Source organism: Arthrobacter sp. UYCu712, assembly GCF_040547005.1.
Lineage (GTDB): Bacteria > Actinomycetota > Actinomycetes > Actinomycetales > Micrococcaceae > Arthrobacter.
The window spans coordinates 1-9861 of sequence record NZ_JBEPOZ010000045.1 but is presented as its reverse complement, the minus strand read 5'-3'; the positions used below and the strand labels follow the sequence as shown (position 1 = coordinate 9861).

The following is a 9861-nucleotide window of genomic DNA, read 5'->3' as shown; positions in this document are numbered from 1 at the left end:
GCAGGACGACTGCGGGTTGAGTTTCCCGATGAGCCGGAGATGCGGGTGTCACCTGAGACCATTTACCAGTCCCTCTACGTTCAGTCCCGCGGAGCACTCAACCGTGATCTGGCCGCGTGTTTACGCACCGGACGTGCGCTCAGGCAGCCCTGCAGGAAGGCCGGCCAGCGGAAGAACCGGATCCCCGGGATGATCAATATCTCCGAACGTCCGCCCGAGGTTCAGGACCGTGCGGTGCCAGGGCACTGGGAGGGCGACCTCATCATCGGCAAAGGCAACCAGTCCGCGATCGGGACCCTCGTGGAGAGAACCACCAACTACACGATGCTCGTTCACCTGCCGGATGGCTACAAAGCCGAACAAATGCGTGATGCACTGGCGGCCAAGATCAAGACGCTCCCCGAGGCGCTGAGGCATTCCCTCACCTGGAACCAGGGCATCGAGATGCAGGACTGGAAAACCGTGAAAATAGACGCCGGCATCGACATCTACTTCTGCGACCCGCACTCACCCTGGCAGCGGGGCATCAACGAAAACACCAATGGCCTGCTGCGCCAGTACTTTCCCAAAGGCACGGACCTGAGCATCCACAGCGCGACAGACCTCGACTGGGTCGCCCAGGAACTCAACGACCGGCCACGCAAAAGACTAGAGTTCAGAAAACCGGTCGAAATGATCGAAGGACTCCTGTTGCAATGACCGCCCGAATCCGCCGATCCTCTATCGGGCGATCAAGTGGCCGTTGAGCCGCCGGCTTGCGGGCACGTTCTAGCCGTTCCCTGACTTTTCATACGCAATTTTTTAGTCGACCGCAGTGTTGCCACCATTACGCGTGACTACGTGCCATTAGGCTATTCAACTTCCCGTAATCCATGCCACCGAGTAGTGCGGCATAGTCCCCCGTGGACAACAGGTTCGCGGCCGCTTGTGCAGCGACGGCATAAGCTGCTTGCGCGACGCTGGAGCCTAGGCTCACGCGGGAGACACCAAGTCTGCCCAGGTCGCGAACGTTGGGAGCTCCAGGCCCTGCCATCACGTTGACTGGGGCGTCGACCCCGGACGTGAGTGCAGCAATGGTCTCAATGTCGACAATCCCTGGGATGAACACACCATCGGCGCCAGCATCGATATACCGCGATGCCCGGGCAAGAGTCTCGGCGAGTCGATTGGCGGGATCCCCAATCCCTCCTAGGAAAACATCAGTTCGGGCATTGACGAATAAGGGAATACCGGCGAGATCGGCTGTCCTTCGCGATGCAGCTATGCGCGCAGCGAAGTCCTGAGGCGTGCGAGACCCGTCCTCAATGTTGATTCCTACTGCTCCTGCCTCGAGGACGCTTTCTACCGTCACGATGAGCTCTTCCGGAGAATCGGCATACCCATCTTCAAGATCTGCGGTGACTGGTACCGTGACTGCAGCTACGATGCGAGCGATGCTTTCGACAGCCGAGACCCGGCTGAGCCTATTGCCGTCAGGGAGTCCAAGTGCCCAGGCCACACCCGCACTGGTCGTGGCTATTGCAGAAGCGCCAGCCGCTTGTGTAACGAGGGCGCTGGCAACGTCCCACGCGTTGCTGAGTGCAAGTGGCCGAGTTGCGTCATGGAGAGACCGGAACAGGTTTGCGGTTTCGACGAGGTTGCTGTTCATGAGAATCAGTACACCACTCAGGCCTCACCCGTGCTGGCGGATATCGGACGTGGCCATGGAGGCCCAAAAAACTTCGCTCCTCCCGGCGAAGTGTCCGGTGAGGGATCCTGCAACGTGCGCGTGGCGACCCCGGTGCTCTGATCTGGCCGGCCCGTGCCTGGCAGCGTTCAGATTTGGTTGATACAGGAGTGGATGGCCTTGGCCAGGACGGCGGGGGACGTGAGGTGGATCAGATGGTCGTGGCCTTCTAGTGGTGTGGTGTTGGGCAATGGCAGGGCGTCAGCAATCTTCAGGCACGGATCCTGATACATCCGGCCGCTGTGTGTTCCGTACAGCACAGTCGTGGGCGTCTGGAGGGTGCTGTAGAGCTGGAGATCGACGGTGAAGCAGTTGAGGGCATGAATCTCGTCTGCCAAGGGCTCTGCGAGTTCCCGTAGGTGGTTCCACAACCGGCTATTGCTGCGCAGCCGCTCGACGTGGGCCTGGTCGTATCCGGAGATGTCCCGGTTTACGATTTCGACCATGGAGTCCAGGTCATTGAGTCGTCGGGCCTCCTGAAGAGGGCGGACTTGTTCTCGCCCGAACGGCGACATGACCGGTTCGTGGAGGACCAGTGACAAGACGTCGGCGCCGGTGGCCGCAGCCTGAAGGGCGATGCTCGTCCACCTGCCCGACGACCACGGCGCCGTCGCTGTCCGTGACGGCCTGCTGGCGACGATCAAGACCCTGCCGGAGCACCTGTGCAAGTCGCTGACCTGGGACCAGGGCACCGAGCTTGCCCAACACCGCCAGATCACCATGGCGACCAACATGGACATCTACTTTTGCGATCCGCACTCACCCTGGCAGCGCGGCACCAACGAGAATACCAACGGACTCCTACGCCAGTACTTCCCCAAGGGCACCGACCTGTCCGTGCACTCACCCGAGCGGCTGCTCGAAGTCGCAGCCGAACTCAACGACCGACCCCGCAAGACCCTGGGCGGCATCACCCCCGCCCAAGCCATGGAACGGCTACTATTTGAACCAGAAAAACCCGTCGTTGCAACGACCGCCTGAATCCGCCGATCGTTTATCGGGACGCTTCGAAGAGGACCAATTCTGATCGACCGTCGTCGGCTGTCACCCCGCGAATCTCCGCGAATCGGCCGACGGACTGGAAACCCAGAGTCTCGTGCATTCTGATGGATGCCGTGTTGTGTTCGTTCGCGAAGTAGTAAACGCTCGAAGACTGAGACCAGATCCATTCCAGCCGCGCCCGGGTGAGAGCAGAACCGATTCCCCGCCGTCGGAAATCCGGAGTGATGACGACGCCCCCTAGATAGTGGCCCGCAGGGGCTTTGCCATCGGGTTCGCTGTGGAAGTGCGTCTTGGCTACGCCGACGATCTCATCTTGTATGGCCGCTACCAATACGACCCGCTCGTTTATCGGGGCGATCATTTCTGCTGGCCAGCGCGCGCGGTCGCTGGCATCACAGATCGAGTCCACAGGTCTCAGGTCATCCAGGGTCGCTTCGCGGATCTGCATGGATAGAGCGTACCGAGAAGCGTTAACCGCGCCCATAAAGAGAGCCCTTAAGCCGGTGGATCATCGGACGCTCTGGTGTCCGTTCAGGGATCGGCTTACCGACACTTATGCGCCATATAGCGATCACAGAACGCCGCCACATAGCGATCAAATCCACATATCTGGCTTGGGCGCCGCGTGTTCGTGGATGCGAGGTGGAGGAGTGTTCATCGCATCGGGCCTGGCCGCTGTTGGATCATGGAGGGCAGACCGCATTCCCTCACGCCGGACTCTGTAGTCTGTGCACATGTCGACTGTGTATGTGGTGGGGCTCGCCGTCGTTGTCCTGTCGTTGTTACTCTCGCGACTTCTGGTACCGGGACTGCCCCCGAAAAGGCTGGCAACCCAGCTCACCACCCTGGACCTGGGCCTGACAGCGGCAGGTCTGGCGGGTCTGATTCTCCATTGCACTTCGATGTTCTTCGAGCCGCTGGTTAGCGTGATTCCGGGAAGCGGGGCCGTGATCACCCAGATCAATGCGATGGGCCCGGCCAGCGTGGCCTGGTACGCCGTTCCGTCACTGATGCTTCTTGCCGGCCTTCGGCGAGAAAACAAGGCGGTCACCGCGCTCCTGGCGGCCGCGCTGCTGACAGTTGGTATTACCATGTACAACGGCGCGGCACTCTGGATTCACTTGGCCGCCGTCTTTGCGGCCGTTGTCGTGACTTCGGCGATCCTGCTCCTCCTCACCAGGCCTCCGCGGCGGGCCTGAGCTACGGAAGCGTCAGCAGAGGTCGATGCGGGGCAGGTCCCGGTGAGGGAAACGAGCCGCGCTACCATCCCCTTGCGGGCTGCACAGTGCGCCAAATAGCGGTGTGAAAAGGCCGCCATTTATCGCCCAAAGTCACACACGCGGATGTGAAGAAGGCCCAGGGGCAGCGCCGGGACGTCCGGTGGACGACCGGCTTACGGGCGCGACTCGACTACCTACACCGGCCCCTTTGTCGCGGCATTGAGTTGTTCGTTGTCTTGTGCGCCAAGATGGCAGCATGCCTCTTGACGATCTGCTCGCCAGCCTCCAGGAAGTTCCTCAGTCAGGATCGCGAGACGCGTATCTGCGGTTCTTGACCTTTGCCGGGGACGCGGCGTTGCGTCGCGATGGCGGCCCGGAGCATGTCACAGGGTCCTGCTTCGTCTTTTCACCTGCATTCGACCGTGTTCTTCTGTGCTTCCACCGCAAGGGGCAGTTCTGGGTGCAGTTCGGCGGTCATATCGAGTCGAAGGACGCATCGGTGGCGGAAGCAGCGCAAAGGGAGGCCCGCGAGGAGTCCGGAATTGTCGACGTTGTCCTGCTATCTACCGCGATCGTTGATCTTGACCGCCACGATCTGCACGCGGGATTCTCATGCACCGCCCATTGGGATGTTGGATTTGCTGCAACCGTCGACCCTGATGTCGAGATCGCCGTGAGCGCTGAAAGCGAGGACGTCCGATGGTTCCCAATCGACGAACTGCCCGATCAGGTGCCAACAGGCTTCGGTGCGCGCTTGGAATACGTCCGGTGCAGGGCAATCTCACTGATTGGCTGACGCATCGGCTGCGAACAGCCGTTGTCCACTGTTGCCAGTGCAGGCGGCGCTACTTCTCCTACGCCGTCCGCTAGGGTGTCGAATATGGGTCCGGCAGCCGTGCGAAATATAAAGACAGTAGCGTTGCCTCTCCTGATTCGGGCTGTTTCCAGCGGTGCCCTGCTGGGTGCGTGTATCAGCGCGGGCATCTCCTCGTTTTCGACCGTTCAGGCAGTCCTGTATCCGGAGCAGTTTGGGCTCTGGGGCATGAATGGCGGCCAGATATTCTTCATGGCCATGCTTGGGCTCGTTGTCGGAGCCGTTGCCGGGCTGGCAACGGGTGCCGGTTCGGTAGCGGCGCTTTGGATTGACGCCAGTACGTCCTTATCAGTCGTGCTGCCACGCGCGCTCACCGCTGGGTTGGGAGCAGCCGCGGTGACGGCCGTTTACACCGTCATCGCTTTCCACGTATTGGGAGCAACCGGGTTGGCGCTGGCAGGATTCGGAGCCGGCTTCGCCACAGTCTCCGGGTTGCTGGCAACTTTTCATACTCGACGGCTTATCCGCCGATACCATTCCACCGGCCAAAAGCAGGCGCACTGAACGTTCCCTTAACGGGGCCGTCTTAGGGACGCGCGTCCCACGAGAGCGGCCATGCTTAGGGATCGGCTTGTCCTATCCAGTTGCGGTTCGCACAAGGAAGATCGAAGTGGGTGGGCGGGCTGTTACTCGCTCTTGAAGCTGAGTGTGTCTGTTCCGCTCTTCCAGCTGAGAGTGCCCTGGCTGAATGTCAGTTCGATGGGCCGCTTCAGGAACTCCATCACCCACAGATGCTGTTCGCCGACATCGCCCGCGCACCCCATCGCTCCGGTGGCAATGTTCCTGACAGTAAGCGTGTTCCCGGTGATTGTCGCCTGCCCGCCCAGGGGGCCGCATCTGGTAGTCACGGTCAACTGAAGCTCTCCGTTCACGGAGGTCAACCATGCCTTGACGCCGCCGGAGGCCACCCAGGGTAGATCATTGCCGCCGGCCGTGCCGGAAACACTGGCGTATCGGGAGCACTGGGTCGTTGGTAGGAACGCCGCACATGTTTTTTGGGGTGGCGTGGTGCTGGTCGAGCCAAGGGTTGAGCTGGTGGACGTAGCCGAGCTGGTGGAGCTGGGCGTGGGTATGGCAGTTCCCGGTTCGCCCGTTTTCGTGTCTCCGCAAGATGTCAACAGCATGCCGAGAAGTAGGAGGGGAACCGTGTATTGCCACAACCGATTGCGCTTCATTGTGCTCCCCTGAAGGTGGACGTTGATGGGAGCCTATACGCAGACGGCCGAGTTTTTCATGAATCCCGAAAGTGCTCGTTGAACGATCGGCGGATTCAGGCGGTCATTGCAACAGGAGTCCTTCGATCAATTCGACCGGCTTTCTGAACTCTAGTCTTTTGCGTGGCCGGTCGTTGAGTTCCTGGGCGACCCAGTCGAGGTCTGTCGCGCTGTGGATGCTCAGGTCGGTGCCTTTGGGAAAGTACTGGCGCAGCAGGCCATTGGTGTTCTCGTTGATGCCGCGCTGCCAGGGTGAGTGCGGGTCGCAGAAGTAGATGTCGATGCCGGCGTCTATTTTCACGGTTTTCCAGTCCTGCATCTCGATGCCCTGGTCCCAGGTGAGGGAATGCCTCAGCGCCTCGGGAAGCGTCTTGATCTTGGCTGCCAGGGCGTCGCGCATTTGTTCTGCTTTGTAGCCATCCGGCAGGTGAACGAGCATCGTGTAGTTGGTGGTTCTCTCCACGAGGGTCCCGATCGCGGACTGGTTGCCTGAGTATGTCAAGTGTCTTTGGCCCCGCAGAGACGGACGTATCTGGCCCCGTTTGAATTGCAGATCCGGCGCATCCGCATGGTGCCCCCAAAAACGATCCACTCCGAATCGCCAATTACGCCAGCCACCACTGCCATAGAGCTTAGGGTGGCAGCAGGAAGTGCCGTCTAACGGTGGAACCGTGCTGGCACCTACTTGGTTTTCCTTCGAAGGTGACGGCGAACGCGTGCCTGTGCTCTGACACTTCCGTCGGCATAATGCAGGGGAATCAGATGCATGCCTGAGGCGGAAGCGCTAGTTGAAGGTGAGCTTGTGCCTGTCGTGCTCCATGCGGGAGGTGGCCACGTCATCCATGTGCTCCTCGGCCCATCCCTTCATTTCAAAGACGATCCGGAGAAGCGAGTGACCGCGGGGGGTGAGCTCGTAATCTGTCCGCACGGGAACTGACACCGTGACGTGCCGGGAAACCAGTCCGTCACGTTCCAACGAGCGCAGCGTGGAGGTGAGCATCTTCTGGCTGGCCCCCGGAATTCTCTTGCGGAGGTCACTGTGGCGCTGCTGGCCGTCCACCAAGGCGAGCATTACCAGCGTTACCCATTTGCTGCTGATGGCCTCAAGCAGTTGGCGTGCCGGGCATAGGTCCAAGGAAGCGTTGTAGTGTTTCTGTGCTGTCTGACGTTTCTGTTCAGCCGTGAGAGTCATTCCCCAATACTCTTCTCATCCGAGTAACTCGTGGAGCCCAGCATACGTGGGGGGGTAGATATGGAAGGAAAACGTGGACAATCCCTAAGCGGCTGTCGCGGGAACGCCTTTCGCGTACCGCACTCAAAACTGGACTGGACATGACTATTGGATTCCTGGTTCTCGCCCCACGCGATCAATCGGACTTGCTATGAGCCCCTGGTACCGTTCCAGCCTGACACGTAGGGCTTGGGCGGGGGTATCGGATTCTTCCACTTGAAGATTCCTTGAATTAGTTCAGGGGTTGGAGCCCTTGCGGGGAAGGCACTTTGGAGTGCCCTAGGCACAAAATTGTGCGTTCTTACGCCAGCGCTGAGGTCTAGGTCAGGATCGATGAGGCACAAAGTGCCTATTAGTAAAGCTTTGAAAGGAAGCCAATGCCTACCATCCTCCACATCAATGCCTCTCCCCGCTACGCCAACAGCGACTCCCTTCGGTTAGCCCGGCATTTCATCGATTCCGTCCAGGCTGCCGGTCCGGAGAGCTTTGAGCTGGAAACCTTGGACCTGTTCAATGACGGTGCGCTGCCGGTTTTCGGCCGGACCGCGGCGGCTGCCAAGATGGCTGTGTTCTCTGGTCAGGACCAGACGCCGGAGCAGATTAACGCGTGGGAATCAGCTCGCGCCGTGTTTGACCAGTTTGCCGCTGCCGATGCTTACGTGTTCAACATCCCCATGTGGAACGCCGGTGTTCCCTACGTCCTGAAGCAGTGGATTGATATCATCACACAGCCCGGTTGGAGCTTCGGTTTCGACCCGGAAAAGGGCTACCGCGGCCTGATGGAAGGCAAGCAGGCCCTCGCTATCCACACCAGCGGTGTTTACGCCCCCGGCGTGCCGGCCGCCTTCGGTTCTGATTTCAGCAGCACCTTTTTCGCTGACTGGCTGAACTTCGTAGGCATTGATGACGCCACCCACGTCCGTTTCGCCCCTACTGCGCTCAACGGCGACGTGGACGGCACGCGCAAGGTCGCCGAGGCCGAGCTCTCCGACGCAGCCTTCGAGTTCGCCGGCAAGCTCAGCGACGTTGGAACCCTCCAGCTCATCAACGACTAAGTCGGACGCAGTGCGCATCGGCATTTCGGGTACCTAATCCTCGGGCAAGACCTTCACCTTCATGGCCAACTCTTCACGCACTTGCCCAAAAGAGGAACCGGGACTCAGCCGGCCCTGCTCCAGCTGAGCCGGAAAGCCGTCGCCCAGCGGCGCGCCAGACTCGGACGTATCTACAGCTGCATGCTGAGGACTGTTCGGACGGGGATGTTCCCGCCTCGGTCATCAGCGACGCGGTGCATTCCGATTTTCTCAGCTACCCGCTCAGAAGCTCGGTTATCCGGATGGATGATCGCTATCAGTTCGGTGGCTTCGACGTGTTCTCGGGCGTAGTCGCGACAAGCAGCGGCTGCTTCTGTCGCGTACCCCTGGCCGTGTAGGTCGGAACGCACGTGGTACCCGACCTCAAGCTTCTGCGCGCCGTTCACCTGCTGCCATGTCAGCCCGCAGTCGCCTATGAACTCTCCGTCATGCGTCTCGACAATCCACAGGCCGTACCCGTGCTCCGCGTAGTTCTCTTGGTTCCAATGAATCCAGCTTGCTGCTTCGTCCTGAGACTTGGGTGCAGGGTAGAAGCGCATCACCTGAGGATCTCCGAGCAACGCGGTCATGTCGTCGAGGTCCGCAGCAGTCATCTCACGAAACTTCAAACGATCAGTCGGTTGTGGCGTTAGCATCCAATGACTCTAGTTCGAGCGCGTGGCTAAGGCCCGCAAGCCGATCGGCTTTCGGAACAGAGGAAGGCACCTGGTCTGTAGGGAATGGCCATCGTGGGAACCTGCCGTCTGGGTTCCTGTTTGTAGGATCACGACCGGCCTTGGCACGCCTCCACCGTGGATGCATTGGAATCCCCCGACCGGTAGCTTGTGGCCTCCAAATCCAGTTGTGGACGCCATGGACCAGGACCGCGTGCCCGGGCACGTGCACGCGATTGCCCGCACCGTTTCCGATCGGCTCGCCCGAGCGGCGCTTCCCCTGGTTGCCGGCCATGGAGACTGGGAGAGCCAGAATCTTCGCTGGGAAGGTGCCAGCCCTTGGGCGGTCCACGATTTGGACAGCCTCGTGGCCCTTCCGGCCGCGGCTATTGTCGGTGCAGCCTCGGGAGCATTCGCCAGCACTACCGTCCCGACACTTGCGTCCTTGGAAGCTTCGGAAGAATTCATTGATTGCTATGAACGGGCGAGAGGCCAAGTGTTCACCGCTGAACAGCGTGAGGTTGCCTGGGCTGCGAGCCTCTGGCCGGCGCTACACAATGCCAGGGGCGAGAGCCTCTTCCAATCCCCGCCTATCGCCTTGCAGGCGCTCACCAGGCAAGCATCCGAAAGGCACCAACGCGCTGGCGTCCGGTGAACGATCGGCGGATTCAGGCGGTCGTTGCAACGGCGGCGGGTTTTTCTGGTTCAAATAGTAGCCGTTCCATGGCTTGGGCGGGGGTGATGCCGCCCAAGGTCTTGCGGGGTCGGTCGTTGAGTTCGGCTGCGACTTCGCGCAGCCGCTCGGGTGAGTGCACGGACAGGTCGGTGCCCTGGGGGAAGTACTGGC

11 protein-coding genes and 3 pseudogenes are annotated in these 9861 nt (G+C 60.5%); 6 read left to right on the top strand and 8 right to left on the bottom strand.

Annotated elements, in window-relative coordinates; all coding sequences use genetic code 11:
* A partial coding sequence (locus tag ABIB51_RS22680; RefSeq protein ID WP_354191623.1) for an IS30 family transposase occupies positions 1 to 699 on the top strand: 699 nt, incomplete at its 5' end.
* A 127-nt stretch (positions 700 to 826) separates the two neighbouring features.
* Here the strand turns inward: ABIB51_RS22680 and ABIB51_RS22675 are convergent.
* Both ABIB51_RS22675 and ABIB51_RS22670 read right to left on the bottom strand, forming a co-directional pair.
* The gene (locus tag ABIB51_RS22675; protein ID WP_354191621.1) at positions 827 to 1648 is read right to left on the bottom strand and encodes an isocitrate lyase/PEP mutase family protein; all 822 of its coding nucleotides are present in this window, start codon (positions 1646 to 1648) and stop codon (positions 827 to 829) included.
* Positions 1649 to 1815: 167 nt separating this feature from the next.
* Positions 1816 to 2172, bottom strand: a complete 357-nt coding sequence (locus ABIB51_RS22670) for an alpha/beta fold hydrolase (protein WP_354191620.1) — start codon at positions 2170 to 2172, stop codon at positions 1816 to 1818.
* 130 nt (positions 2173 to 2302) lie between these two features.
* Here ABIB51_RS22670 and ABIB51_RS22665 point away from each other — a divergent pair.
* Positions 2303 to 2707: pseudogene (locus tag ABIB51_RS22665) on the top strand (IS30 family transposase); the annotation flags it as partial.
* A 13-nt stretch (positions 2708 to 2720) separates the two neighbouring features.
* Here the strand turns inward: ABIB51_RS22665 and ABIB51_RS22660 are convergent.
* Positions 2721 to 3176, bottom strand: a complete 456-nt coding sequence (locus ABIB51_RS22660; protein WP_354191619.1) for a GNAT family N-acetyltransferase — start codon at positions 3174 to 3176, stop codon at positions 2721 to 2723.
* Positions 3177 to 3462: 286 nt separating this feature from the next.
* Here ABIB51_RS22660 and ABIB51_RS22655 point away from each other — a divergent pair, with 286 nt between their 5' ends.
* From ABIB51_RS22655 to ABIB51_RS22645, 3 genes are all read left to right on the top strand, one after another.
* Positions 3463 to 3927 (top strand): hypothetical protein, encoded by a 465-nt coding sequence (locus ABIB51_RS22655; protein WP_354191617.1) that lies wholly within the window; start codon positions 3463 to 3465, stop codon positions 3925 to 3927.
* A gap of 277 nt (positions 3928 to 4204) precedes the next feature.
* Complete coding sequence (locus ABIB51_RS22650; protein WP_354191615.1) at positions 4205 to 4744, top strand: NUDIX hydrolase; 540 nt, start codon at positions 4205 to 4207, stop codon at positions 4742 to 4744.
* A gap of 123 nt (positions 4745 to 4867) precedes the next feature.
* Positions 4868 to 5326, top strand: a complete 459-nt coding sequence (locus ABIB51_RS22645; protein ID WP_354191614.1) for a hypothetical protein — start codon at positions 4868 to 4870, stop codon at positions 5324 to 5326.
* Between the two features lie 122 nt (positions 5327 to 5448).
* On the opposite strand, the gene ABIB51_RS22640 is transcribed toward ABIB51_RS22645, so the two are convergent.
* From ABIB51_RS22640 to ABIB51_RS22630, 3 genes and pseudogenes are all read right to left on the bottom strand, one after another.
* Positions 5449 to 5670 (bottom strand): META domain-containing protein, encoded by a 222-nt coding sequence (locus tag ABIB51_RS22640; protein ID WP_354191613.1) that lies wholly within the window; start codon positions 5668 to 5670, stop codon positions 5449 to 5451.
* A 430-nt stretch (positions 5671 to 6100) separates the two neighbouring features.
* Positions 6101 to 6526 (bottom strand): annotated as a pseudogene (locus ABIB51_RS22635) (IS30 family transposase); the annotation flags it as partial.
* A gap of 294 nt (positions 6527 to 6820) precedes the next feature.
* Positions 6821 to 7228 carry a winged helix-turn-helix transcriptional regulator gene (locus ABIB51_RS22630; protein ID WP_354191611.1) on the bottom strand — a complete coding sequence of 136 codons (408 nt, stop codon included), beginning with the start codon at positions 7226 to 7228 and terminating at the stop codon, positions 6821 to 6823.
* A gap of 416 nt (positions 7229 to 7644) precedes the next feature.
* Here ABIB51_RS22630 and ABIB51_RS22625 point away from each other — a divergent pair, with 416 nt between their 5' ends.
* Positions 7645 to 8322 (top strand): FMN-dependent NADH-azoreductase, encoded by a 678-nt coding sequence (locus tag ABIB51_RS22625; protein WP_354191610.1) that lies wholly within the window; start codon positions 7645 to 7647, stop codon positions 8320 to 8322.
* Positions 8323 to 8492: 170 nt separating this feature from the next.
* Here the strand turns inward: ABIB51_RS22625 and ABIB51_RS22620 are convergent, their stop codons facing one another.
* Both ABIB51_RS22620 and ABIB51_RS22615 read right to left on the bottom strand, forming a co-directional pair.
* Positions 8493 to 8996 (bottom strand): GNAT family N-acetyltransferase, encoded by a 504-nt coding sequence (locus ABIB51_RS22620; protein WP_354191609.1) that lies wholly within the window; start codon positions 8994 to 8996, stop codon positions 8493 to 8495.
* Between the two features lie 686 nt (positions 8997 to 9682).
* Positions 9683 to 9861, bottom strand: a pseudogene (locus ABIB51_RS22615) (IS30 family transposase); the annotation flags it as partial.